15 protein-coding genes, 1 tRNA gene and 1 pseudogene are annotated in these 26607 nt (G+C 68.5%); 9 read left to right on the forward strand and 8 right to left on the reverse strand.

The features are described 5' to 3' along the window. Positions 1–3: 3 nt before the first annotated feature. Together Q0309_RS08180 and Q0309_RS08185 are read right to left on the reverse strand one after the other, a co-directional pair. Complete coding sequence (locus tag Q0309_RS08180; protein WP_299439393.1) at positions 4–1431, reverse strand: hypothetical protein; 1428 nt, start codon at positions 1429–1431, stop codon at positions 4–6. 160 nt (positions 1432–1591) lie between these two features. Then, positions 1592–2179, reverse strand: coding sequence for a YqgE/AlgH family protein (locus Q0309_RS08185; RefSeq protein ID WP_299439395.1), 588 nt, complete (start codon positions 2177–2179; stop codon positions 1592–1594). A 230-nt stretch (positions 2180–2409) separates the two neighbouring features. Between Q0309_RS08185 and Q0309_RS08190 the strand changes: the two genes are divergently transcribed. Then, positions 2410–4578, forward strand: a complete 2169-nt coding sequence (locus Q0309_RS08190; protein WP_299439397.1) for a protein-disulfide reductase DsbD domain-containing protein — start codon at positions 2410–2412, stop codon at positions 4576–4578. Between the two features lie 68 nt (positions 4579–4646). Further along, on the forward strand, positions 4647–5132 hold the full coding sequence (locus Q0309_RS08195; RefSeq protein WP_299439399.1) for a peroxiredoxin: 486 nt from the start codon (positions 4647–4649) through the stop codon (positions 5130–5132). A gap of 37 nt (positions 5133–5169) precedes the next feature. Here Q0309_RS08195 and Q0309_RS18610 read toward each other — a convergent pair. The 3 genes and pseudogenes from Q0309_RS18610 to Q0309_RS08205 all read right to left on the reverse strand — a co-directional run. Continuing rightward, positions 5170–5403: pseudogene (locus tag Q0309_RS18610) on the reverse strand (helix-turn-helix domain-containing protein); the annotation flags it as partial. A gap of 41 nt (positions 5404–5444) precedes the next feature. Further along, complete coding sequence (locus tag Q0309_RS08200) at positions 5445–6893, reverse strand: DUF6880 family protein (protein WP_299439401.1); 1449 nt, start codon at positions 6891–6893, stop codon at positions 5445–5447. Positions 6894–7392: 499 nt separating this feature from the next. Next, positions 7393–7469 (reverse strand) — tRNA-Pro (locus Q0309_RS08205). Positions 7470–7615: 146 nt separating this feature from the next. Between Q0309_RS08205 and Q0309_RS08210 the strand changes: the two genes are divergently transcribed. Next, the gene (locus Q0309_RS08210; protein ID WP_299439403.1) at positions 7616–8929 is read left to right on the forward strand and encodes a glycosyltransferase; all 1314 of its coding nucleotides are present in this window, start codon (positions 7616–7618) and stop codon (positions 8927–8929) included. Next, a complete protein-coding gene (locus tag Q0309_RS08215; RefSeq protein ID WP_299439405.1) occupies positions 8926–9918 on the forward strand; it encodes a lysylphosphatidylglycerol synthase transmembrane domain-containing protein in 993 nt (330 codons plus the stop codon). The genes Q0309_RS08210 and Q0309_RS08215 overlap by 4 nt, the downstream gene beginning before the upstream one ends. A 506-nt stretch (positions 9919–10424) precedes the next feature. On the opposite strand, the gene Q0309_RS08220 is transcribed toward Q0309_RS08215, so the two are convergent. Together Q0309_RS08220 and Q0309_RS08225 are read right to left on the reverse strand one after the other, a co-directional pair. Then, the gene (locus Q0309_RS08220) at positions 10425–11909 is read right to left on the reverse strand and encodes a TolC family outer membrane protein (protein WP_299439407.1); all 1485 of its coding nucleotides are present in this window, start codon (positions 11907–11909) and stop codon (positions 10425–10427) included. Between the two features lie 463 nt (positions 11910–12372). After that, the gene (locus Q0309_RS08225) at positions 12373–14529 is read right to left on the reverse strand and encodes an HD domain-containing phosphohydrolase (RefSeq protein WP_299439409.1); all 2157 of its coding nucleotides are present in this window, start codon (positions 14527–14529) and stop codon (positions 12373–12375) included. Positions 14530–14884: 355 nt separating this feature from the next. Here Q0309_RS08225 and Q0309_RS08230 point away from each other — a divergent pair, with 355 nt between their 5' ends. The 5 genes from Q0309_RS08230 to Q0309_RS08250 all read left to right on the forward strand — a co-directional run bounded on the left by Q0309_RS08230 (position 14885) and on the right by Q0309_RS08250 (position 23122). Further along, positions 14885–15913, forward strand: a complete 1029-nt coding sequence (locus Q0309_RS08230) for a hypothetical protein (protein WP_299439411.1) — start codon at positions 14885–14887, stop codon at positions 15911–15913. Positions 15914–16045: 132 nt separating this feature from the next. Next, a complete protein-coding gene (locus Q0309_RS08235) occupies positions 16046–19069 on the forward strand; it encodes a type I secretion system permease/ATPase (RefSeq protein ID WP_299439413.1) in 3024 nt (1007 codons plus the stop codon). Then, positions 19066–20388 carry an HlyD family type I secretion periplasmic adaptor subunit gene (locus Q0309_RS08240; protein ID WP_299439415.1) on the forward strand — a complete coding sequence of 441 codons (1323 nt, stop codon included), beginning with the start codon at positions 19066–19068 and terminating at the stop codon, positions 20386–20388. The genes Q0309_RS08235 and Q0309_RS08240 overlap by 4 nt, the downstream gene beginning before the upstream one ends. Positions 20389–20390: 2 nt before the next feature. Next, on the forward strand, positions 20391–21161 hold the full coding sequence (locus tag Q0309_RS08245) for a hypothetical protein (protein ID WP_299439417.1): 771 nt from the start codon (positions 20391–20393) through the stop codon (positions 21159–21161). Further along, on the forward strand, positions 21158–23122 hold the full coding sequence (locus Q0309_RS08250) for an HD domain-containing phosphohydrolase (protein WP_299439419.1): 1965 nt from the start codon (positions 21158–21160) through the stop codon (positions 23120–23122). Before Q0309_RS08245 ends, Q0309_RS08250 begins: the two co-directional genes overlap by 4 nt. On the opposite strand, the gene Q0309_RS08255 is transcribed toward Q0309_RS08250, so the two are convergent. After that, positions 23123–26509 carry a PAS domain S-box protein gene (locus tag Q0309_RS08255; RefSeq protein ID WP_299439421.1) on the reverse strand — a complete coding sequence of 1129 codons (3387 nt, stop codon included), beginning with the start codon at positions 26507–26509 and terminating at the stop codon, positions 23123–23125. It lies immediately after the preceding gene. Between the last annotated feature and the right edge of the window lie 98 nt (positions 26510–26607).

The following is a 26607-nucleotide window of genomic DNA, read 5'->3' on the forward strand; positions in this document are numbered from 1 at the left end:
CCATCACCGCTCGTTCTCAAGCCCAAGCTCCTTCCACATCCAGCGGAAATCGTAGGGCTGTTGTCCTTGAGACGCGGCGCGCCGTTGCTCGCCGTTTTCCAGGTGTTTCAACCAGTCGATGACGGTCTTGCGGTCGTCTTTCGCGCTCGCAGCCTGGCGCGGCGTTTTGTCGTCGAGAGCCGGAATGGGCTCATCCAAAAGCTGGTGATAGTAGTCGTCGAAATACTGATTGAGGAGTTGCTCCTGGACCTCCGGCGGGATGTCTTCCGCCCCGGACGCGGGCCGATCCGGGCGGTTTTCCAGCGTCTGCTGGATGTCCTCGTGCGTCATCAAAGGCGTGCCGACCATGGTCTTCAGGTGGGCCGCCAGAAGATCGCGCCCCTTTTCCGCGCGCTCCCGGGAGTTGGTGTTGAGGATCAGCGTCCCATTCTCGATATCCAGGGTCCCCAGGCAGGTGCGGCCCGATGCGTCCGAGCTGTGCAGAATGATGCCATCGTCCCCGTCATCGGGGTCGCGTTTCGCCATCCGTTGCGTCGGGGAACCGGGACCGGTCCAGGACCAGCTCACCGTGTCCGGTTCGATCCGGTCGATCTCCGCAATGCCATCAATCACCTGGGCCACGTCGGTTTCGTCGCCGTGTATGGGGAAGCGAACGGTGGAGAAAACAATATCGTCACCGTCCGTGTTGACCGCGTGTGGTGGCGGTCCAAGGACCCGACCCAGGTTTTCCGTGAGCCACAACCGCGTGAAAACGATCGTACCCGTGATGCCGAGGACGGCGTCTCTGAGATCAGCGTCACTCAGGAGGGGAGGCTCCTCCGTCTGTTCGGTTTCGGTTTCGGCTTCGCCGTCCGGGTGATCGGCAATCTCCTCCATGACCCGTTCAAGGGAGTCAAGAAAGCGATCTCCTGCCTCGCGGGAGAACACGAGCAATCCGCCGGCAAGATAGTGCTTCCCGTTGACGAGAAGGACCCTGGCACCAATCCGGTCCCAAAGGGCGGCGGTTTCCGAGCCCCTTTTTTCGTGCACGGTGATCGGGTCGCCGCCCCGAACCATGTCGCGGAGCGTCACGGTTTTTCCCCGGTCGAGATCAACGACCTCATAAAGAGACATCGTCGAGTCCCGCAGGGCTTCGAGATAGCGACGGCCGTGGACCTTTTCGCGCCAACCGCGTCGTTTCAGATAGTCGTCAATGATGGTGCGGCCGTCGTCATCAATCGGGGTCGAAAACAAGTCCTCGACAATCACACTGTAAAGCGATTGAAACGCCGGCCCGAGAAGTTCGACCAGCTCCTCATCATCAAGGTCGTAGTCTTCGAGAACGTCATCAAGGTGATTGGCGAATATGTTTTCCAGCAGCGGAACCCACTCGTCCTTGCGGGACCACGCCAAGAGATTCTGAATGGCCTGATCGGCCCCGGGAGGTCGCATGTGGCACCATCCGTAAGGTTGCGGTCTGTCCGTGGGGCGGCATTCTATCGGTCACGTGGGAAAAGGCAAAACCCACTGAACGGGATGGCACGTCGCAGGTTGGGTCTTACCCCGGCCGGGCGGCTCCGCCGGCCGCAGCCCCCCGAAGCTCACATCCACCTCACGCGTGCCCGCCCTCGCTGGACAGCAGCGCCGGGTCGATGCCCATGCGGGCCATGGCCAGATCGTATTTGGCGTCCAGGTCGGGGGCGAACACCAACTCGGGGTCGGCGTCCACCGTCAGCCACACGTTGCGGCGCAGTTCGTCGTCGAGCTGCCCCGGGCTCCAGCCGGCGTAGCCCAGAGCCATCAGCGTCCGGCTCGGCCCGGTGCCGACGGCGATGTCGCGCAGCACCTCCAGTGTCGCCGTCAGCGCCACGGCCTCGTCGACCACCAGCGTGCCCTCGTGGATGTAGTCCGCCGTGTGCAGAACAAAACCGCGCTGGCTTTCCACGGGGCCGCCGAACTGCACCTGGATCTGCTGGCAGCGCGGCGTGGCGGGGATATTGAGCTGTTCCAGCAGGTCGACGAAGCTGAAATCCGGGATGGCGCGGTTGACCACCAGGCCCATGGCGCCCTCGGACGTGTGGGCGCAAATGTAGATGACCGACCGCACGAAGCGCGGATCGCTCATGGCCGGCATGGCCACCAGGCACTTGCCGGTCAGGTAGCCGTCCGGCGCGCCGACGCTGGCGAACGTCTCCACCATGGATTTCCGCCTCCCTTCGGATCCGCGATCCCTCCTTTGGATTCGAACACGTCCGACAGGCCATGCCAAGCGGAACCGTGTCCGCCGTACCGTCCTTTGCCGTCCTTTCGCGGGCGGCACGTGTCCCCTTGCGCCTGTGGGGGCCTTTTCCGATATGCTGGGCACGGTTTGATCGGTCGGCCAGGACAGGAGGGCACCCGGTGAGGGCAAGGGCCAACGGCGGCGCGCGCATGGCGTCATGGAGTCTGATCTGGGTCCTGGCGGTGGTGGTGTGGTCGTTGGCGCTGGCAAGCGCGCCGCCGGCCCGGGCCGACCTGCCGGCCTGGACACCGCCCGGCACCGGCGCCTGGGTGGAAACACCCGAGGGGCGCGTGCGCCTGATCGCCGCCCGCCGCGCGCTGGATGGCGACTCGGCCGTGCGGCTGGGCCTGGAATTCGAACCGGTCGAGGGCTGGAAGGTCTATTGGCGCTCGCCCGGCGACGCTGGCTATCCGCCCTCCATCGACTGGACCGGCAGCGAGAACCTGGCCGAGGCTCGCCTGTTGTGGCCGGCACCGGAACGGTTCTCCGTGATCGGCATCGAGACCATCGGCTACGCTGGCGACGTCATCTATCCCGTCCACGCCACGGTGACCGATCCGGGCGAAAGCCTGCGTCTGCGGGCCAGCGTGGACTACCTGACCTGCCACGAGATCTGTGTGCCGCGCACGGTGGCGCTGTCGCTCGACCTGCCGGCCGGGCCGGGCGGCGCCTCGGCCCATGCGCAGGCGATCAACCGGGCCGAGTCGGCGGTGCCGGGCGACGGCGCCGCGCACGGCATGGCGCTGGAACAGGCGGTGGTCGAGGACGACGGCGCCGTGCTGCGGGTGGCGGTGCGGGCCGATCCGCCCCTGGCCGAACCCGACCTGTTCGTCGAGGGGCCGGAGGGCGCTTGGTTCTCGGCGCCCGAGGTGGCAGGTGACGACGCCGGCCTGACGGTGCTGTGGAGCCGCGCCGGCGGCATCGAGGACCTGCGCGGCGTGCCGCTGACCCTGACCGTGGTGGACGGCGCGCGCGGCCTGGAGGCCGAGGTCACCCCGGCGGCGGCGGTGGGACCCTCGCCCCTCGCGCCGGCCTCTGCGGCGGCGGGCGCGAGCAGCCTCGGCACGCTGCTGACCATGCTCGGGCTGGCCCTGGCCGGCGGCCTGATCCTGAACCTGATGCCCTGCGTCCTGCCCGTGCTGTCGCTGAAGGTGCTGGGCGCCATGGGCCACGGCGGCGCCAGCCCGGCCCACGCGCGGGCCAGTTTCCTGATGAGCGCGGCCGGGATCATCGCCTCGTTCCTGCTGCTGGGCGGCGCGGCCATCGCCGTCAAGGCCGCCGGCATGGCCGTGGGCTGGGGCATCCAGTTCCAGCACCCGCTGTTCCTGGTGGCCATGGTGGTGCTGTTGACCCTGTTCGCCGCCAACCTGTGGGGCCTGTTCGAGATCGGATTGCCGGGCTGGCTGGCCGACGCGGGCGGCGGGCGCGGCGAGTCCGACCACGGCTCGCTGTGGGGCGCGTTCGGCACCGGCGCCTTCGCCACCCTGCTGGCGACGCCGTGCTCGGCGCCGTTCCTGGGGACGGCGGTGGGATTCGCCCTGGCGCGGGGGTGGAGCGAGATCGCGCTGATCTTCCTGGCTTTGGGCGTGGGCATGGCGCTGCCCTATCTGCTGGTGGCCGCGCGTCCGGGCCTGGCCACCCGGCTGCCCCGGCCCGGGCGCTGGATGAACCGCATGAAGGTCGTGCTGGGCGTGGCGCTGGCCGGAACGGCGGTGTGGCTGCTGACCGTGCTGGCGGCGCAGGTGCCGCCGCTGGCCGCCGCCCTGGTGGGCGGGCTGATGGTGCTGATGGTGCTGGTGGTGGCGATCCCCGCCCGCCGCCTGCCGGGCCGCGCCGTGCTGGCCGGCGTGGCGGCGGTGGCGGCGCTGGCCCTGCCGGCCTGGGCGGACAGGGTGCCCGGCGGCGCGACCGATGACGGCGCGCAAGGGTCCCCCCTCACGGGCGACTGGCGGCCGCTTGACCCGGCCGCCATCCCGGCCCTGGTGGCCGAGGGACGCACGGTGTTCGTCGACGTCACCGCCGACTGGTGCGTGACCTGTCTGGTCAACAAGCGCGTCGTGCTGGACCGCCCGCCCGTGGCCGAGCGTCTGGCGGCCCCGGACACGGTGCTGATGCGCGGCGACTGGACCCGCCCCGACGACGCCATCACGGCCTACCTGGCCAGCTTCGGCCGCTACGGCATTCCCTTCAACGCGGTCTACGGGCCGGCGGCGCCGGACGGCGTTCCCCTGCCGGAGCTGTTGACCAGTGGCGCGGTGCTGGAGGCCATCGAGACGGCGACGGCCACCACCACCCGTGCCGCGTCACCCGGATCGTGACATCCCGAGGGGCCGTCGCGGTCCGATCCCCAACAACACCGTCACGGAAACGACCAGGAGAGAGAGCCATGCCCACCATCCAGGCCGGTGACCGCATTCCTGACGTCACCCTGTTCATGCTGACCGACGAGGGCATCCGCCCGGTCACAACCGAAGAGCTGTTCGGTGGCAAGACCGTGGTGCTGTTCTCGGTGCCCGGGCCGTTCACGCCGACCTGTTCCGAGCAGCACCTGCCAGGATACATCCGCCACATCGACAGCTTCGCCGACAAGGGCGTGGACGCCGTGGCCTGTGTTTCGGTCAGTGATCCGTTCGTCATGGCCGCTTGGGGCAAGGTCAGCGGCGCAGACGACCGGGTGCTGATGATCTCGGACGGCAACGGCGCCCTGGCCGCCGCCACCGGCACCGAGCTCGACGCCTCGGCCATGGGCCTGGGCACGCGCTCGCAGCGCTACGCCATGGTGGTCCGCAACGGCCTGGTCGAACACCTGTTCCTGGAGGGCGGCCCGCAACTGGAGGTCTCCAGCGCCGAGAACGTCCTGTCGCATCTTTAGGGCGAGATACGAAGTACGGAAGGGCCTTGCCGAACGTCTCGGAGATCCAAACGGCCAACGCTTCAAGGGTCCAGGCGCAGACTCCTTCGGTGTCCGGGTCCGGGCCTTGACGGACGACATCCAGGAGCTTGGCCTGCTCCTCTTCGGCCAGAAACGGGGCGCGCCTCGGCGCCGCCCGGTCCCGCAAGCCTTCAACCCCTTCCGCATTGTAGCGGATCACCGCATCGCGGAGCGCTTGACGTTCAAGGCCGGCCAAACGAGTCATCCTCATCGCCGGCCGGTATTACTCTGCATCAGTGTATCGTGCCTGTCTCAAGCCGATGCCACGGCATCCCAGAACGACGACTTCCGCCCGTGCTCCCGGCGCAGGCGTGCCTGATAATCCGCGTGAGGCTCCAACGCGCCGAAGTCTTCGATCCGCGTCGCCAGGCCGGCGCAGTCCATCAGGTGGCGGGCAGCATGGCGGTAGCGGCTGCTTCGGGCGCGCACCAACGAGAAGTCGATCATGGCGCGCAACAAGACGGTCGCCGCCAGGGGATACTTCTCCGCCAGCGCCTCGGCGGCCGGCGTCAGAAGGCCATAGTGGTTGCCATCCAGATCAGACGCCCTCGCCAGCACAAGCCGCGCGGCCCGATCCAGTGCCGGCCATTCGAGCAGGAACCAAAGAGCCTGATGCGCGTTGTCTACGCCCTCCGCGTGTGTCAACGCCCGCTCCTCCGCCTCCAGATCCTCGAAGTCTGGCAGCTTGGAGAGGTACGTGCGCAAGTGGTCCGGCGACAAGTCCTGTTCAAAGACCGACCACCGCGCTCCTTGCGCCTCGTTTAAGCGCCCCAGCGCTTCCAGGGCGGCGATCCGAGCATCAGCGAAGTCGAAGTCCGGCAGCCACCAGTGGTGTCGGGGTGCATCCGCCTCGTCCAGAACCCGCAGGGCCTCGTCGGCGCGCCCGGCCGCGACCAGACGCTGGGCAATCTCGGCCGCGGTTTTCGGAGCCTTGCGGAACTCAGGTGGGTGCTGAGCGATGAATGCATCGACATCACCCTGGACGTCTGCGATGTCCTGCAAGGCGTGGCGAACCGTGCTCTGGCGGGACCTCTCTTCCACCTCGTCAGCATATGTGGGACCAAAGGAGCCGCCACCCACGACTTTTCGTTGATTGTCGGGCGATCTCTTCACCGGCGTATTCGACAGGATCACAATTCGCACCTTTAGGTGCTCCAAGCCCTTCGCCCCGAGGGCCGGGGCCAGGATGCTGATCAGGCGGTCGGTCAGGCCGTAGTCGTTGCTGACCAGGGCATCGTAGGTCCGGTCGGCTAGAGCAACCGGCTCCGCCCCCGCCGCCGTGGCGAGCCTGCCGAGATCCTCGCAGGCGGTTCGGAATACATCCGCGATCACCCCGCTGCTGTCGTCGCACCGCGCATAGACCGCGTTGCCCAGTTCGACGAACCGCCATAACAGGTCCACTGCGGCGCCCGGATCGCCTTCCCCTACTTTGTTGACAATGGCCTTCCGCTGGAGTTCCAGATCGGAGGCGAACGTACGGCTCTCTGACCATTCGATGAACCGGGACCCCCGCTTGATCTCGCCCAGGCGCTTGCGCACCTCGTGGGCAACCTCACGCGGCCCTTGGGCGTCTGCCAGAGCAAGGCGCAGCCGCCGTTTCGCCGCCGCGTTGCCGGCGGTCACCTCCAGCAGCAGCTCGGCCAGCCGCTCGGCGCCAAGGGCTTGCAGGTTCTTGGCACTGAGGGTCTTCTTGGATGGCATAGTCGCTCAGCAGCCAATACGACCATTGATCCTCAGCGGAGACTGCCACGCCCGCACCGGCAGATGCCAGAAGGAAGAGGATCATGAGGCCAAAGAGGCCGTACCCCGTGTCCCAGGATCAGGTCATCATCCGCCGCGAGGGCAATCAAGCTATCATTGCATGATGAGTGATACCAACGGACCGAAGTCATGACTCGTCGCCATTCGCCGGGCGCAGCGCCGACGCGGGAGATCCCTCGGCTCGCCCCCGGCGACGCTTCGCGTCGCCGAGATCATAGAAGCGCGACCATCGTCCCGATGGTCGCGGGGGCTCGCTCGGGATGACGATTTTCTTTAAGGAACAAATACATACGTCATCCCGAAGCGTCCGTTAGGACGCGAGGGATCTCCCAAGGTCGTGTGCCGACGGTCCGGAAAACGTGTCACGATTTCCGTCGCTTGGTATCAGAGGGGGGGAGACCGCGAGGAATCCCCCTACTCGATTAAGTCTTTGATTTAATGGTCGGAGAGGCGGGATTCGAACCCACGACCCCTTGACCCCCAGTCAAGTGCGCTACCAGGCTGCGCCACTCTCCGAAACCCCGGCCAGCACGGTCCGGCGCCAGCGGGAGAGGCACTATACCGAGGCCGCCTGGGCGGTGCAACACGCGAACGCCGCCGAGTTGCGGACCCGGGCGCCGCCGTGGCATGGTCCGATCGCCCCGCCCTTTCGGATTGCACCCATGCCGTCGTCGCCGACCGCCGTCCCCGCTTCGTCACGCCCCCTGTCCGTCGCCGTGCTGATCACGCTGGCGCGCGGGCCGTCGGCCGGCGGTCACGTCAAGTGCTGGGAGCGGTTCGCCGAGGCGGCGGCCACCCTGGCGCCCGGCGCCCTGGATCTGACCGTCTACGCCATGGGCGACACCGAGTCCGTGGAGCCGCTGGCCGAGCACGTGCGCTTCCACGCCCTGCCGCCGACCCTGGGCACGGCCCGGTTTCCGCTCCTGGCCCAGGGCGCGGGGCACACCGACCTCGCCCCGCACCACGCCCGGCTGGCCCGCCACCTGCGCCGCCACGATGTGCTGCACTGCACCGACACCTTCACCTTTTCCCGCACGGCCAAGCGGGTGGCGAAGCGTCACGGCGCGGCGTTGGTGGCGTCGATCCACACCGACCTGCCCACCTTTACCACCGTCTACTCCCGCGAGATCCTGGCGCGGATGGTCGGAACGGGATGGCTGGGCCGGCGGGTGCTAGACGACCTCGACCTGCCCGGCCGGCTGGGTCGTGACGCCGCACGGAAAGTGTCAACGTTCGTCGCCGCGTGCGACCGCGTACTGGTCTCAAAGGAGGCGGATCAGGCGATGGCCGCCGCAGCATTGGGCGCCAACCGCGTACACTGGCTGCGGCGGGGCATCGACCTCGACCGCTTCAACCCGCGCCACCGCGACCGGGCACGCCTGCGCATCGAGATGGGTGTGCCGGCGGACCGGCCGCTGCTGCTGTTCGTGGGCCGCGCCGACGATAGCAAGCGCCTGATGACGCTGGCCCGGGCGGCGCGACGGCTGCTCGACCAGGGCCGGGAGGTGCATGTCGTGGCAGTTGGCGAGGGCAACCGGCGCGCCGACCTGCTGGCGCTGCTCGGCCCCGAACACGCCAGCGCCCCCGGCGCCCTGCCGCAGGATGCCCTGCCGGCGCTGTACGCCAGTGCCGACCTGTTCGTGTTCCCGTCGGAAAGCGAGGTCTCGCCCAACGTCGTGCTGGAGGCGCGCGCCTGCGGCGTGCCGGTGGTGCTGTCCAGCCGCGACGGCGGCGCCCGCTTCGTGCGCGCCCACGGCCTGGACGGCGTTCTGGTGGACGATCCCGACCCGGCCGCGTGGGCGGCGGCGATCGAACCGCTCCTGGGCGACGCCGAGGCCCGACACGCCATGGGCGCGCGCGCCCGCGCGGCCGTCGAGGCGACGGCGCCCTCTTGGCGTGACGTCCTGGAGCACGACCTGCTGCCGGTCTGGCGCGCCGCGGCCAGTGACCACGGCCGACCCCATGGTGGCCCATGAAAGCCAGAGCCGCGATCCTGCCCCTGCTCAAGGCCGGGGTGTCGCTCGGCCTGTTGGGGGTGATCCTCGCCAGTGTGGACCTGCGAGCGCTGTGGGCGCGCCTGGACGCCGACGTGGCGCTGGCCGGCGGGGCGGCGCTGCTGCTGCTTCAGGTCCAGGCGGTCGGCGCGGCGGCCCGCTGGCGGCTGGTGCTGTCGGTGCACGAGCAGGTCCTGCCCTTCACGGTCACATGGCGCAACGTGCTGCTGGGACTGTTCGGCAACCAGGCCATGCCGTCGACCATCGGCGGTGACGCGCTGCGGGTGTGGAACGGCTGGCGGCTGGGCCTGCCGCTCGGGTTGGCGACGCGGTCGCTGATCGTCGACCGGGTGTTCAGTTTTCTCGGGCTGATCCTGCTGTGCGTGCTGGGCCTGCCGGTGCTGGCGGCCAGTGCCGACGACCCGCTGGTGGCGCGCGGCCTGCTGACGTTGGTGCTGGGCGGGCTGGGGTGCCTGCTGGTGCTTCTCGGTCTTCGCTGGCTGCCGTCGGCGTTGGCTGACCGCGCGGCCGTCCGGCCTTTGGTCGCCCTGTCGGGCTCGGCGTGGCGCGTGCTGAGCAGCCGGCGCGCTTTGCCGCCGGTGCTGGGCCTGATGCTGCTGCCGCACCTGATCGATATCACGGTGGTCTGGCTGTATGCGCTGGCGCTGGGCACGGACGCCGCGTGGACCACCATCGCCCTGGTGTTTCCGCCGGCCATCCTGACCGCCGCCGTGCCGGTGTCGGTGGCCGGCTGGGGCCTGCGCGAAGGCGCACTGGTGCTCGGCTTTGGCATCGTCGGATTGCCCGCCGACGCGGCGCTGGCCTGTTCGCTGCTGTACGGGGCGTCGGCCGTGGTGACCGGCCTGATCGGCGGCGGGGTCTGGGCGCTGGGGGACGCCGATGGCCTGGCGGCGTTGCGTCGCGCGCGGACCGAGGCCGCGCACCTGCCGACGCACGACCGCCCACCTTGATGCGCCCCGCCGCCCCGTCCGCCCTTATCCGATTCACACACATCCAAAGCCGTTGTTTGCCGCCTGAACCCCCTCCCGACCTCCCCCTTAAATGGGGGAGGAGTTCCGGCAGGCACTTTTCGGCGAGCTGGAGAACGGCCCGCAAAGAGGGTGCAGGCCGGACCCCCTCCCCGTTTACCTATCTGATTCACACATTTTTTCTTCAGATCGTCATTGCGAGGCGCGCAGCGACGAAGCAATCCAGGGCGGATATCTGCGTTTTACGCTCTGGATTGCTTCACCCTCGTCTTGCGACGAGGGTTCGCAATGACGGGCCATTTTCCGCCGGGGCCGTCAACCCCAGCTTGGCGGGAAAAGAAGTGTGAATATGATAGCCGTTTACGGGGAGGGTTGGGGTGGGGTCTTGCGCCACCCCGTCGGCTCGCTCGAACACTGGTGGAGACGTGTGAACATGACAGCCGTCCGGCCCCGGGGAACACAACCGCCAGGGCGCGGACACAGTCTGACTACTGGGTCGAGGTCGGCTTGGTGCCGGGCACCGGCGCCGGTCGGTGCGAGACCTCCACCGCCTCAGCGGCGGGCGCGGACGCCGGCGCGCGGACCTGCATGTCTGGCGCCGGACGGGTGACCCCCTCGACCGTGCGGTCGCCGAAGGCGTAGTCCGGCACCACCCCGGCGCCGGCCCGGGCGTCGGCCGCGGCCTCCTCGGGATCGGCGACCCCCAGGGCGGAGGACAGCGCTCCCATCACTGCCAGGATGCGGTAGACCGCGAAGTCGGTGACGTATTCGGCGCTGACCAGGGCGCTGCGGGACAGGAACAGTTCGTTCTCGCTGTCGAGCAAATCCAGCAGATCACGTTGACCGATCAGGAACTCCTGGCGATAGGTATCGACCACCTCGGTATTGGACGCCACTTGATCGCGCAGGATGGCCACCCGGTTGCGGGCCGACTCCAAAGCATTCCACGACAGGCGGGTTTCCTCGGCCACCGCGCGCTCGACCTGCATGGTCTCGGCGCGCTGTTCGCCGATGCGGTGCGACATCTCGACCCGGCGGGCCGTGTCGATGCCGCCGTTGAACAGGTTCCAGGACAGCATCACCATGGCGCTGGCGTCGTTGTTGATGCCTTCCACGCCGTCGACGTTGTGGTTGCGCTTGTGCTGCAGTTCCAGTTCGATGGTCGGATAGTAGGCGCCGCCGGCCTCGCGATGGGCCGCGCGGGCCTCGTCGATCTGGGCCGCCCGCGCCCGCAAAGTCGGGCTGTTGTTGACGGCATAGACAACCGCCTCGTTCACCGAAGCCGGCAGCGCCGACTCCAGGGACGGCGGCGGCGACAGGGCCTCCGGCTCGCTGCCGACGATCGTCAGGAACCGGGCGCGGGCGTCGGCCAGGTCCTGTTCGGCGCTGACCAGGGTGTCGCGGGCCGCCGACAGACGGCTTTCGGTCTGTTGCTGGTCACCGACGCCGGACTGGCCGGCGTTCACGCGCTGGCCGACGCGCGACAGGATATCCTCGTGGACCGCGATGTTTTCCGCCGCGATGTCGAGCAGTTCCTGGTAGCGCAGCACGTCCATGTAGACCTCTGCCGCGTCCAGCGACAGGGTCTCGACCCGCTCCTCGACGCGGAGGGAGGCGCCATCCAGGCGGGCGGCCCGTTGCTCGATCTTGGCCTCGCGGTCGAAGCCGTCGAACAGAAGCTGGGTCAGGCGAATCTGCGTGTCGTAGCGCAGCAGGGTCTTCTCATCGATGGCCCGCGTCTCGGTCCATTCCGGCCCGACGTCGGCGCTGACATCCAGGCGCGGGAAGTAAAGCCCTCGCCCCTGTCTCAATTCGAACACCTGGGCGCGACGGTTTTCCTTGGCGGCTTCGATCTGCGGGTTGGTCGCGGTGGCCTGGAACGCGGCTTCCTGCAGCGACATGCCCTGGGCCGGCAGCGCCCCCAGCATCGTCAGCGCGGTGGTGGCCAAGAACAGGTGCCTACACAGACGCATGATTTCCTCCGTTGTGACAAGCCGCCCCGGCAGTGCGGATTCGCGGGGTCCGTCGGCACTTGCGTTCGGTAAAGAGTCGAGAACCATGATTAGATCAAGTGACCATGTTCTGTCAATTAACTAAAGCACAACCGAAAGAACACAGGAACTATTAAGGTGCCTCAAAAACGCACACCCATCAACAGGTATATCCTGCATAGAAACGCCGCTACTCGCCACACACAAAGTAAAGCGCGGTGGCCGTATGACTTTCGAAAGGTCCTTTTTATTGGCTCCCACACCCCGCAACGGCCACCAGCGCCGCCCCGATGACCGTCGGCACGCCGGTCCCGCAAAAGAGTACATGGAAAACCACCCTGAACAGCTACACAGTCCACGATGGGCACGGCCCGGATAGCGCCCCATCCCTGGGTCGGGCCGCGCGGTTTCGTGCCAAATCCGGTGGGTGTGGCATTATCGCCACTCACGCGGTGCCGGTCTTGCCATCGATGTCACGCCATCTCTCGGCCCCGCCCCGGTTCTCCAGGTAATTCAACAGCGCGGCCACGGGACGCCGGTCGAATTGGGCGCCGGCTCCTTTGAGCATCTCCGCGGACGCCTGCTCAACCGGCAAGCCATCGCGGAACGCGCGCGGGCTGACCATGCCGACGAAGGCATTGGCCACCATGACGATCCGCGCGCTCAACAGGATCTCCTCGCCGGCCCGGCCGTCCGGATAGCCCTGACCGTCCCAGCGTTCCTGGAGTTGGCGCACGGTCTCGGCCACCGGCAAGTCGAAGCGCACGGACGCAAGAAGGTCAGCCGTTTGCACCATTGAGTCGCGAATGGTTGTCTTTTCCGCATCGGTCAGCGGGCCGGTCTTGGTCAAGATGGCTTCGGGAACCAGGATCTTGCCCAGATTCATCAAGTTGCCGGCGATGTCGACCGTCCGCCGGGTCTCGTCAGGTTCGCCCATCTCGACGGCGATGGCGCTGGCGAGCTCCGCGACCATGCTCGAATGGTTCGCCGAGAAGGGATCGCGCCGGTCCACCAGGCTGACCAGGGTGCCGACCAGGTCGCGCATGGTTGCTTCGCGGCGTTCGCGTTCGGCCATCAGGTCGGTGACGTCCTCCAGCACCATCAGCACCGAGCGTGGATGGTCCCGATCCGCCGCCAGCGGAATGTGATCGGACTTGATCATGCGGGTGCGCCCCCCCTGATCGAGGGATTGCACCTCCGACACGGGCGCGCCGGTCAGGAAGGCCCGCGTGTTCAGATCCTGGAACAGCTTGGCCGTGTGCGGCCCCATCACCTCGACCATGGAGCGGCCAACAACCTGGTCTGGCGTCAGGCCCGAGTTCCACGTCGCGCCGATGTTGGCGAAGGTGTATCGGCCCTTTTCGTCCACCGAAGCGATGGCGGTTGGCTGCCCGTCGGTCACGACGCGAATGAACTTCATGTAGTTGTGCAGGCGGTCCGCCGCGATCTTGTGCCGGGCGGCGATCTCGCCCAGCCGCACCGACGTTCCATGCCGCCACAATGCCAAGGCGCCGATGAAGATGCCGGCGATCACCAACAGGAACACGATCAACAGGGTGTTCAGCCGGGCCTCGGCGGCCCCCAGGGCCTCCGCCTCGGTGATGGAATGCACCAGCACCCAGTTCGTTTCGGGTATGGCGCGACTGGTGAACAGCACGTCCTCGCCGGCGTGGTTGCGGCCGAACCCGAACAGGCCCGGTTCGGCCAGCGCCCGCGCCGCAGCAAGCTCCGGCGTGTCCGTCGACAAGGTCTTGCCCATCGCCGGCGTGCCGTCGGACAGCGGCGTGATGTACTCGACGGAGCGATCGCGCCGGCGCACCAGGTTGGTCTCGGTGCTCTCCCAGATGGTGCCCGGCTGGACCAGCAGGTCGAACACGGTACGATCGAACGGCCGCAGACCGACCACGAAGCCGATCTCGGCGCCCGCCGCCGCGTCCTGCTGCACGGCATACAGCGGCGCGGCAAAGGCCAGAAGCGGCTCGCCGGTGGGGCCGATCCGCGGCCCGTGGATAGCGGTGGTCCCCTCCCCCGCCCGGGCGAGCATCGGCCCGAATCCGTCGGGCAGGCGCGGCATGTACGTGCTGCCGACGATCGTCCCGCCGGCCGGATTGACGATCGCCAGCCCGGCGCTCGCCGGCGCGCCGATGTTGGCGTCGACGCGCCCCGACAGGCGATTGGGCACGAACCCGGTCTGGTCGGCGGTGGCGTTGAGCAGATTGCGGATGTAGTTGCCTTCGATCTGATCAAGGTCGTCGGCGCCACCGCCGGCGAGGTCCATGGCATAGAGTTGAAGATTGGCATTGCTCGCCAATCGGGTCAGAACCGCCGTCTGCTCGTCTAGCCACTGGGTCACGGCCCCCGCGCGCCCATCGGCCACGATACCCAGGCGAACCTGCCAGTTCTGGATTTCGCGGTCGCGTTCCGCGCCGATGAATCTTAGCACCAGGGCAACGCCCACCACGGCCACCACGACCAGGACGGCCGCGATTGCCAGCATCCGCAGCCGCGCGCGGCGGGCACCGGCGTCGGCCTCAAGGCCATCATCGGGCCGAGCCCCCTCGGCGTCGGCAGTGCGGCCGCCGGTTCCCTTGTCGTCGCTCACCGGTCGTCCTCCCTGACACGCCCGCGTGGCGGTACCCAGACCGGCCACACGGACATGGCCGAAGACCACACACGTGCTCCGGCTGTTCAATGGACATGGTGCCACGCCTCACTGCGGCCGGCAATTCGTGAGCGCGGCCCGCGTTCCCGACGGAACAGATCGTCGGATGCACCTCATGTGACACAGATCACATGGATAAGCACATTCGAAACCTGTCGAGCTGTGTTAAACTGCACGGGCAGACGATGGGTCCCGCCTGCGGTCGACACGCAGGAGATCACGCTCGGTGGCAAGGACTGCCGCCCCGATCGCCGAAGGATCCAGACCGCTGGTGTTGGGAAAGAAAGCCGAACCCATGCTCGACCAAGACAGTATGTCAACGTCCATCGTCCTCGCCACCCTGGCCGGCGACCCGGCGCGCCTGCGGGCGGCCCTGGACGACGCGCGCATTCCGTATCGGCTGCTTGCGACGCCGACACAGATCGCGCAGGCGGCCGACGCGCCGATGGTTCTGCTTCTGAATGACCCGGGGAGCCAATCGTCTCCGGACCTGCCCCCACGCGCGGCCGCCACGACGGCCGTAGTCAAGGACCTGACGGCCGAGGGCGAGGAGGCGTTGATGCGGGCCGGGGTCAACGAGGTCGTGGCACTCGACGATGTCACGCCATCCGCCCTGGCGCGGGCCATCAACCGCGCTCGCGTGCGCCATGCCATGGCCCACGACGCGGAAGGGTCGCGGCGCGCGGCCTATGGGATGCTCGACCGCCTGCCGTTGGCGCTGATCCTGACTCGCCCGGACGGACGCATTGTTCACGCCAATGCCCATGCCGCACGTCTGCTCGCGGACGGACGGGCACTGACACGCACGCGCGAGGGCCTTCTAGTTGCCGCGCGCGGGGACGACACGGCGCGGCTGCGCGAGGCCATCGCCGCCGTGGCCGGGGAGACCGCTTCCAACAGCGGCGACGGCGTCAACGAAGGCGCCATCGCCGTGCGCTCGCGCGACGATGACAGGACGCTGTCGGTTATCCTGGTGCCGGCCGGTCCCGCCCATCCGGGCGCCGCGCTGTTCATCGCCGATCCGGATGCGGACTATTCGATCAGTGACGACCGCCTGATGAGCCTGTACGGTTTGACCCGCTCCGAGGCGCAGATCGTGGCCCGGCTGGCGCGCGGTCTGACCCTGGAGGAGATCGCCGCCACGCGCGGCCAGCAACTCAACACCATCCGCACCCAGGTCAAATCGGTCTTTCGCAAGACCAACACTCGGCGGCAGTCGGACGTCATCAAACTGGTTCTGTCCGGCCCGGCCGTGATCACCGCCATGCCCGCCGCCCGGCCACCCGCCGCACGTCCCGTGGCGCCCGAGCCGGCAGCGGAGTGAAGACATCGGCTCGCGCGCAACACCCATCCAAGCGTGTCAAACCAAACAACGGCGGCTCCAACGATGTTCGGCAAACGAAAGCAACGACACGAGACGCCCCCAGCGCCGGCCGAGACAAGCCCGCCAAGCCCGATGGCGGCTCCCAATACGGCGGCGTCCGCCGATCCCGCGTCCCCGTCGGAATCTGGCCCCGACACCAACGCGGACTCCGATTGGGCTTTGCGTCCCACCGACCTGAAGCCGGAAACGGCCGACCCGCTGCTCGGCGCCCTGATGGCGCTGTGTCGCCTGCACGGGCGGCCCCGGTCGGCCGCCTCGCTCACGGCCGGATTGCCGCTGGAAAACAACAGGCTGACCCCGGACTTGTTCCCGGTGGCGGCAGAACGCGCCCGCCTGAGCGCCCGCGTGGTGCGGCGCGCGTTCAAGGACATTCCCCAGCACGTCTACCCGGTCGTGCTGCTCCTTAAGGGACGGACCACAGGCGTCGTCCTGAGGCAGGTGCAGCGGGACGAGTACGAGGTCCTGCTGCCCGAGACCGGCACCGGCACAGAAATCCTGTATCGCAAAGCCATTGAGGACCGGTACGACGGCTACGCCATCCTGGCGCGCCCGGAGATCACCTATCGCGGCCAGATGGACGAACGCGCGGAAGAGCCGCGCGGCAACTGGTTCTGGTCCACCTTGCGCAAGATGGCGCCGGTCTATTTCTACGTCATCCTGGCCGCCATCATGATCAACCTGTTCGCCCTGGCCGGCCCCCTGTTCACCATGAACGTCTACGATCGCGTCGTGCCCAACCAGGCGCTGGAGACGTTGTGGGTACTGGCCAGCGGCGTGGCGATCGTCTACGCGTTCGACTTCGTCCTGAAGTTGTTACGGGCCTACTTGATCGACCACACCGGCAAGCGCGCCGACGTGGTCATGTCCTCGATCATTTTCGGCCACGCCATGAACGTCCGCATGGGCGCGCGGCCCGCCTCGTCAGGTGCCTTCGCCAATCGCTTGAAGGAATTCGAGGCGGTGCGCGACTTCTTCACTTCGGCCACCGTTGTCGCCCTGGTGGACATCCCGTTCATCTTCCTGTTCATCGGCGTGATCTACCTGATCGCCGGTCCGGCCGCCTACGTGCCGCTGATCGCCGTGCCGGTGGTGATCATCGGCGGCCTGCTACTGCAGGCCCCGCTACGCCAGGCCACGCGCAAGACGATCGAGGGCAACGCGCAAAAGCACGGCATCCTGGTCGAGGCCATCTCGGCCCTCGACACCATCAAGAGCCTGGGCGCCGAAGGCCGGATGCAACGCGACTGGGACGCCTTCACCGGCGAGGCCGCCGGGCTGAGCGCCCGCGTCAAGTTCCTGAGCGGGCTCGGCGTTCACTACTCGTCCCTGGTCCAACAGATCGTCACGGTGACCGTGGTCATCATCGGCGTCTACCTGATCGCCAACAACGAACTGACCATGGGCGGGCTGATCGCCTCGACCATCCTGACCGGACGCATCATGGCGCCGCTGGGCCAGGTCGCCGGGTTGGTCTCGCGCCTGCACCACGCCGCGACAGCCCGCAAGGCGATCGACGAGATCATGGCGTTGCCGGTGGATCGGCCGCGCGGCAAACAGTTCCTCAGCCGCCCGGCCATGGCCGGACGCATCGACTTCCAGAACGTCACCTTCACGTATCCGAACGCCCAGACGCCGGCCGTGCGCAACATCTCGTTCGCGGTTGAACCGGGCGAGCGGGTGGCCATCATGGGGCCTATCGGCTCCGGCAAGTCGACCATCGCCCGTTTGCTGACGCGCCTCTATGACCCGACCGAGGGATCGGTGCAGATCGACGGCGCCGACCTGCAGCAGATCGACCCGGCCGACATCCGCCGCACCGCCGGCGTCATCCTTCAGGATATCGTGCTGTTCACCGGAACCGTGCGCGAGAACATCGCCATGGGCGCCCCGGAGGCCGACGACGCCATGATCCTGCGTGCGGCCGAGCTGTCCGGCGCGCACGACTTCATCAGCCGCCACCCCATGGGCTACGACATGCCGGTCGGCGAACGGGGCTGTCTGTTGTCCGGCGGCCAGCGCCAAGCCATCGCCCTGGCCCGCGCCCTATTGCCAGACCCGCCCATCCTGGTGCTGGACGAACCCACCAGCATGATGGACATGGCCGCTGAGGATGCGTTCGTGAAACGCCTTGGCGCCTCGCTGAAAGACAAGGCGCTGATCATCATCACCCACCGGCCCTCGCTGTTGAACGTCGTCGACAGGGTGATCGTGATGCGCCGGGGCGAGGTGGCGGCCGACGGCCCGGTGAGCGACCTGCGGCCGAAGCTTGTGCCGGGCAGCGTGCCTGCGGGGTCCGACACACCCGGGAAACGGTCGGTGACGGGTCGCCTGCAACGCCCCGAGCGTGCCGCCAAGTCGACCGAAGAGCCGACCGCCAAGCCGGATCCGGCGGCACCGGAAGGCCCGTCCAGGGATGAACGCCCGCCGCGCCCCGGCCCCCGGGCCAAGGTCTCGACACGACCAACGCCGGAAGCCGGGCAGCAGGCCTCCGACAGGCCCGTCTCGCCAGCCATCTCCGCCGCCATGCAGGCGGCCCGGACCAAACGTCAGGAACAGAGCGCGCGCCCGGCGAAGCCGCCCGGCCGGCACCCCCAACCGGCCCGGTCGCCCGAGCCGCCACACTCACCGCCCCCGGCCGCCGATGCCCCCACGGCCGCACCGGGGCCGCCGGCCCGTCCGCCGGCGCGCGTTTCGGCCGAAGCGCGTCCCACACCGCCATCGCCCGCCCCCGAGGGCGACGCCGTGGCGCCCCCGGCCAAGGCTCCGGCACCAGCCAAGGCGGCAGCCGCGCACAGCCGGCCTCTCGATGAAACGCTGGACCGCGCCATGGCCCGCTCGGGCGACAGGCCCCCCTCGACGCCCCGCACCGCCCCGGCGAGGGAGGCCGCCAGCGAAGAGCACGGCCAGTGGCCGCCGCCTGTGGCCGAATCCATCCGGGCCGAATCCATTCGACACCGACAGTCTGACGACAGCGAGGCCACGGCACCGACGGCGCGGCCGTCCACGGCGCAGGGCCGGCCCCGTCCCGGCACGAGCGCCACCCCCACGGAGGCGCGACCGGGTCCGTTCGGCCGCCATCGCGGAGAGTCGTCATGACCACCTCATGGAAGGATCTTCGCTTCGCCCGCCATCGTATCCAGGCCGAAACCATCGGTCCCGGACGCCTCGCCTATGTGATCCTCTTCCTCGTGATCGTCTTTTTCGTCGTCGCTGTCCTGTGGGCCAAGTATACCCACATCGACGAGGTGACCCGGGGCGAGGGTCGGGTCATTCCGTCCTCGAAGGTTCAGGTGATCCAGAATCTCGAGGGCGGCATCGTCAAGGACCTGCTGGTGCAGACGGGTGAGCTGGTCGAGGCCGGACAGATCCTCATGCGCCTGGATTCGGTCGGCTTCGGCTCCGACCTGGGCGAGATCCAGGCCCGCCGAACGTCACTCATCGCCCGCATCGCCCGCCTGACGGCGGAAGTGGAAGGAACGGAATTGCGCCTGCCGGCGGAATTCGTGGCCAAGGCCCCCGACGTCGCGCGGGCGGAACGCGACCTGATGCAGAGCCGCCGGGAAAGCCTGGAGGTCCAGATCAACATTCTGGAAGACCAAGTGGCGCAACGCCGCCAGGAACTGCTGGAACTGGACAACAAGATCGAGCAGTCCCGCGAGAGCCTCGCCCTCATCCATGAGGAAATCGGCATCACCCGCCCGCTGGTGAACAGCGGCGTGGTGCCGCGCATCGACCTATTGCGCCTGCGCCGTCAGGCCAACGACCTCGAAGGCGAGATCCAGGCCTCGGAACTGGCCAAGCCGCGCGCCGAGGCCGCCTTTCAGGAGGCCACCCAGCGGATCGAGGAAAAGTACCTCGCCTTCCGCACCGAGGCGCGCACCGAACTGAACGAGGCCAGGTCGGAACTGGCGGCGATCGAAGAGCGCCTGACCGCCGCCGAGGACCGCGTGCAACGCACCGAAATCCGCTCACCCATGCGCGGCCTGGTCAAGACGCTGCACATCCGCACCATCGGCGGCGTCATCCGCCCGGGCATGGACATCATGGAAATCGTGCCGGTGGACGACACCCTGTTGGTGGAGGCCAAGATCCGGCCCTCGGACATCGGCTTCCTGCGTCCGGGGCTGGAGGCGATGATCAAGTTCACCGCCTATGACTTTTCCATCTACGGCGGTCTGCGGGGCACGCTGGAATCGATCAGCGCCGACACCATCGTCGACGAACAGACGGACGAGAGCTACTACCTCGTCACCCTGCGCACCGACGAGAACAAGCTGACCCGCAAGGGCGAGGAACTGCCTTTGATGCCGGGCATGGTGGCCAGCGTCGACATCCTCACCGGCAAGCGGTCGATCCTCGACTACCTGCTGAAACCGATCCTGAAGACCCAGTCGCGGGCCCTGACGGAGCGCTAGGCATGGCCACCGTCCCCCCGCTTCGCTCCCCACTCGGTGTTGCCTTGCTCGTCGCCGCTGTCCTGGTGCTGGCGAGCGGCACCGCGCGGGCCGACGAGCCCCCGCCGCCCGCGGACCAGGCGCGCCCCGACATCATGGGCACCGTGTCGGTGCGCGCCCCGGACCTGTCCGCCTTTCCCCACTGGCGCACCGCGCTCGACGCGTTCGATGCCTGGCTGGAGCGCGCGACCGCCTGCCTCGAAGCGGCTTGCGACGACCTGTCGCTGATCGAAACGGTCTGGTTGAACCGGGTGGAGGGGCTGGCGTTATTGCCGCCGGAACACATGGCCCGCCGCGCGGCGCAGTTCCTTGATGATCTGCTGGGCGTCGAAGCCACGGACGACGTCGCTCCGCCCGCCGGTTCCTGGCCGACCTTGCGCGACATCCTGGTCGGCGGCCAGCGCGACGCCCGCGCCCTCGCCCTGGCCCGGTATTACACCCTGCGGGCGGCCGGCCTGGCCCCCTCGGCCCTGCGGCTGGCCATGGCCCGCGACACCCTGACGCTGGATACCCTGTACGTGATCCTGATCGAGACGGCGGCCGGTCCCATCGCCATGACGCGGTACGGCGTGCATCCCCTGACCCACGGCGACGAGCCGGCATTCGTGCCACTGTACGCCGTCGACCACGCCGGCCGGTGGCTGTACTTCCCCGACGCGGTCACGCCCACAACCGCGCCCGCCGGACCGATGGATCGGCCGTCCCTCTTGCGACGGGAAGGACTCCCCGAATGAGCGACACGTCTGCCTATACCCTCGACTCGACGCATCGCCCGGCCGATGGGGCACGGTCGCCGGACGAGTCGATCGCGGATCGCGCGGTCCGGTCCGGCCCGCCCATCTGGGTGTTCGTGCTGGCGGTGGTTGTTGGGGCGTTGGTTCTCGCGGGTGGCCTGGTGTTCACGACCATGACCGTCGACGCCGAGCGGGGCCGCCTGCGGGGCGCCGCCCAGGCGCGGGCCGAGGCCGTGCTGGCCGGCCGCATGGACCGCGTCGTGGACTGGCTGGTCGGCCGCCAGCAGAGCCTGAGCGCGCTGGCCCAGGGTGACGCGCTGCGCATCATCGCCACCGAGCTGCGGGCGGCGCGGGCGGAGGGGCGCGAGGTTTCGGTCTCCACGGAGTTGACCTTCCTGCGGACGGCGCTGGACCGGCAGGCGGCGGCGTTCGGCGCCACCGGGCTGACCCTGACGCATCCGGACGGCGTGCCCTGGCTGGTGGTCGGCGACGCGGGTCCGGATCTGGCCGAGCGGCCGGGAATAGCGATCCAGACCACCGCCGAGACGGGACGGGCGGTGATCGCCGAAGCCGACGACCCCAGCACACGGGCGGTCGACGTGATGGTCCCGGTGGCCTCCCTCCAGGAGCCCGACAGGGCGGTCGGCGTCATGGCGGGCCGCTTTCCCGTCGTCTCTCTGGCCGAGGCCCTGAACGAACCCGACGCCTTGGCGTTGCCGGGCGAGCGCGTCCATGTCGTTTGGCCGGACACGGAGGCCCTGGCGGCGCCGGTGGCGCCGCCGAAAGCGGCGCCCGATGACGCGCCCGTCCTGTCCCTGATACGCCAGCCGGAGGGGCTGTCGTGGCACCTTCGCTATACTCGGCCCCTGGACGCCATCCTGTCTGAAAGCCGCCCCACCCTGATCGCCGGTCGGCTGCTCTCCGGCGCCGCCGCCATCACCGCCGTCATGCTGATCCTGGGTGTCGCCTGGCGGCAGGGCACCCAGAACAACCGGACCCTGGCCGAACAGTACCAGCAGTTCGCGACCCAGATGGCCGCCGAGCGGCATCTGCTCGACACCATCGTTGACGGGATTACGGAGTACCTGTTCGTGGTCGACGCCAAAGCTCGCGTGCTGCACGCCAACGCAGCCGCGCGGGACCTGGTCGGGGCCTCGCTCGGCGGGCTGCTCGGTCACAAACTGGTGACCCTTCTCGACGACCGTGACACGGCCACCCTGCTGCTGGCGGGCACACCGGAGGGACGGCGCTCGAAGCCGATCTCGTGCACCCTGGGCGGCCAGTCGCGCTGGGTCATGGTGCTGCGAAACCCGCTCGCCCGGAGCGGCGCGGAAGACAGCCGCTGGGTGATCCTGATCCAGGACGTCACCGATCTGGTTCACGAACGGAGGCGGACGGACACCCTGCAACGGGCCGTCGTGCGCGCCCTGAGCCGCACGGTTTCCGCCGCCGACCCCTATCTGGCCGACCAGGCGGCGCGCATGGAGCGGATTGCCCTGCTGATCGCCGACGAGATGGGCGTCGACGGCGACCCGCGTCTGACCATCGAGCTGACCGCTCAGGTTTCGCAGGTCGGCAAGCTGTTCGTACCGCGCGACCTGCTGACCAAGACGGAACGCCTGACCGAGGACGAACGGGCCGTGCTTCAGTCGCACATCAAGCACGCCTGCGCACTGCTCGACGACCTGCACACCAGCCTGCCCATCAGCCGCACCTTGACGGAGATCACCGAACGCATGGATGGCTCCGGGTACCCGAACGGTCGCACCGGCGAGACCCTGAGCCTGCCCGGCCGCATCCTGGCCGTCGCCGACGTGTTCAGCGCGCGCACGGCCGAGCGGTCCTACCGCCAGGGCGCGCGACCGACAGACATCCTGGACATCCTGAACAAGATGCCGGACCGGTACGATCCCGCCGTGCTGGCGGCCCTGACCCGCATCGTCGAGTCCGGACGGTATTGATCAGCCCGACGCGCGCAGCACGCGGTGGGCCGGGAACACCAGGGTGACCGTCGTGCCCTCACCGACCGTGCTGTCCAGCGTGACCTCGCCGCCGTGCAGGTCGATCAGCGACTTGACGAGGGCGAGACCGAGGCCGGTCCCCCGCTCCGGCGAGTCCTGCGTCAGTCGCGACTGGCGGAACGGCTCGAAGATCGTGGCCACGTCCTCGGGCGGGATGCCGATGCCGGTGTCCTCGACCCGCAGGGCCACCGCGCCGTCCTCGCGCTGCCGCAGACCGACCGTGACCCGCCCGCCAGCGCGGGTGAACTTGATCGCGTTGGACAGCAGGTTGCTGACCATCTGCTTGAACGCCCGGGCATCGATCCACAGGTCCGGCGCGGCCTCGTCGATGTCGACCGAGAGCGTGAGGTCCCGCTGTTCGGCCCTCCGGCGCATCATGGTCAGGATCGCGGACATCGCCTCGTGGGGCGTCACCCGTGATTCCCGCAGGACGATGCGCCCGGACTCGACCTTCGCCATGTCGAGCACGTCGTCGATCAGCGACAGCAGATACTCGCCGCTGGCCCGGATATCGCGAACATACTCCTCATAGCGCTCGTGGCCGAGCGGCCCGAGAATCTTCTGCTGCATCAGTTCGGAAAAGCCGTTGATGGCGTTCAGCGGCGTGCGCAGCTCGTGGCTCATGCGGGCCAGGAACGCGGATTTCGCCTGGTTCGCGCTTTCGGCCTGCTCACGCGCGTCGCGCAGGTCCTGCTCCCGGGCGATCCGCTCGGACACGTCCTCCAGCACGGCGACGATGTGGGTCGGGCGGCCCGACTCGTCGCCGACCGGCGCGAGACCGACCTGGCACCAGAACGCCTCCCCGTGTTTCGTCAGCAGGCGCAACAGGCTGAACGACCGCTCGCCGGCAAGGTCGGCGTCGATCAGGCTGGCCATCATCGCCCCGAGATCGGGTGCCTCCTGACCATCCGCCTGCAGGAACCGGCAGGGGCGCCCCTCGACCTCCGCCTGTGTGTAGCCGGTCATCCGCTCGAACGCGGGGTTGCAGGAGACGATCGGCTGGTCCTGGTCGGCGCGGGTGATCAGGATCCCGTTGGTGGCGGCGTCCAGCGCCCGCGTGCGCAGGCGCAACATGTCCTCGATGCGCCGCTGTTCGGTGACATCGGTCGTGGTGCCCCGGAATCCCCGCAACACGCCGACATCATCGAACACCGGCAGGCCGTTCGTCAGCAGCCGCACGGACGCGCCCGCCTTGGTCCGCGCCCAGACGTCGAAGCCCTTGAAGGCCTCGCCGCTCCTGGCGGCCCCGCGCAACATGTCCTCGAAACGGTCCGCGTCGTCGGCGTCGATGAAATCCCGTGGCCGCAGCCCGAGAAGCTCCTGGGGCGTGTGCCCCATGGAGACCGCCACCCGGTCGGACACATAGGTGAACAGACCCTCGCGGTCGACCTCCCACACCCAGTCGGACATCGATTCGACGATATCGCGGAACCGTCGTTCCGAGGCGCGGAGGCGGTTTTCGAGATGCCGCCGTTCCGTGATGTCGTAGTTGACGCCGACCAGACGAACGGGCTGCCCGCTCTCATCGTGCACCACGTGGGCGAACGATTTCAGGTGCCGCTCCGAACCGTCCGGCCGGGGGACCCTGAAACTGGTCTCAAGCCGAGTCCCACGGGCGATGGCCGCCTCCGTATCCGCGACCGCCTGCTCGCGGTCATCCGGATGGACACGCCGCGCCCAGGCCTCGTAAGTGCTTTCTCCCTCTCCGGGACGGAGCCCATACAAAGGGAACATACGATCGTCCCACGTCTGGACCCGGGTCGACAGGTCCATATCCCAAACGCCGATGCCGGCCGAGTCGGCCGCGACATGAAAGCGTTCATTGAGTCGCTGGATCTCCTGGCGCGCCCGATACATCTCGGTCACGTCGCGGAACACCAGCACGACGCCCAGGATGGTCCCATCCCGCGCGCGGATCGGCGCCGCGCTGTCGGCGATCTGGAATCGGGACCCGTCGCGGCCGACGAGAAGGGTATCGTTGCCCAACTCCACGGCCTGCCCGCTGTCGAGCACCTGGCTGACCGGACTGGGAATCCGCAGCCCCGACCGCGCATCCTGGATGACGAACACATCGTCCAGCGGACGGCCGACGGCCTCGCCTTGCGGGTACGCGGTCAGGGCCTCCGCCACCGGATTCATCTGCACCAGCCGGCCCTGGGCATCGGTGCTGATCACGGCATCTCCGATGGACAAGAGGGTGGCGCGCAGGCGTTCCTCGCTGGCGGCAAGATCAGCCTCGTGCCGCACGACGTCCGTTTCGGCCCGCCGCAGGATCACCGACAGCATCAACACAAGCCCCGCCAGCACCAACCCGGTGACCGCCACGATCCCGACGACCCGCGACTGGAACGCGGCCACCGCCCGCGTGACATCCCGGGCCATGACGATCGCCCCAACGACCGCCCCGGCGGCATCCCGGTAGGGAACCACCCTTGCCTGCCACAGCGTCGTGCCGCCCTGGAACTGCACCAAGCCGTCGGGCGCGACGTCGGCGCCGGCCGTGGTGAGCGAGCGGAAGACGGGGTCCCAGGCGCCCGTGACGGCCTCGTCGGACGCAAAAATCAAGACATGGCTCGGGTAGCGATCCCACGCGGCGTCGCGCCCCAGCATGGCCATGCCGATTTCCCAGTCCTCCCGACGCAGCAGGGATTTGTCGATCAGGACCGCAAGCTCGACGCCGTCCACGCCGTGGGCGTGGTCCAGGGCCTCGTCGATCTCGCGGCCCAGTTCGACATAGCCGACCGTGACGTCACCCTCGGTCACCGGCCGTACGACCCGCAGCGTCAGGGTTCCCAGCGGCCCAAGCTCGACCCCGGACGCGACATCGCCGGTGCGGCGGGCCTCGCGCAGCGTGACCCGCGAGATCTCGTCGCCGTAGCGGTCCGGCTGGTGCAGACGCAGATGGGCCACGCCGTCCGGGCGATGGAAATAGAAGTGGGTGATGCCGTGGCGCGTTCGCAGGTCCTCGAACAACGGCAGGAACCGGTCGTACAGGGCCTGGCGGTTCAGCGCCCGCAGGGACCGCTGCAACTCCGGCAGCCGCACCAGGGACGCGCTCAGCATGTCCATGGCATCGGCCTGATACGCCACGGTGTCGGCCAGGTCGCCCAGCGTGTCCTGGAACGCGTGTTGGCTTTCGGTATCCAGGGCCTCCTTGCGGGCCGTGATCAGGACGGCGCCGAGCAACGCCACGAGCACGCCAAGCACGATCGCCAGCGGCGGCAGCAGACGCCGCCAAAGACGGTACCGTGTGGCGTGTGGCCGAGGCTGGGGTGTCGGGCTCTGTCCCGGCCTGTCCGCTGTCTGCCCGATGCTGCCTTCCCGCACGACGCGCGCCTCCGCACCGTCACGGCGCCTGTTCGCGCCCAACGACCCGTGTTCTGTGACACCGGCCGCGTCCCGACACGACTCTGTCGGCGCCTATG

Source organism: uncultured Rhodospira sp., from assembly GCF_937138205.1.
In the GTDB taxonomy this organism is placed as follows: domain Bacteria; phylum Pseudomonadota; class Alphaproteobacteria; order Rhodospirillales; family Rhodospirillaceae; genus Rhodospira.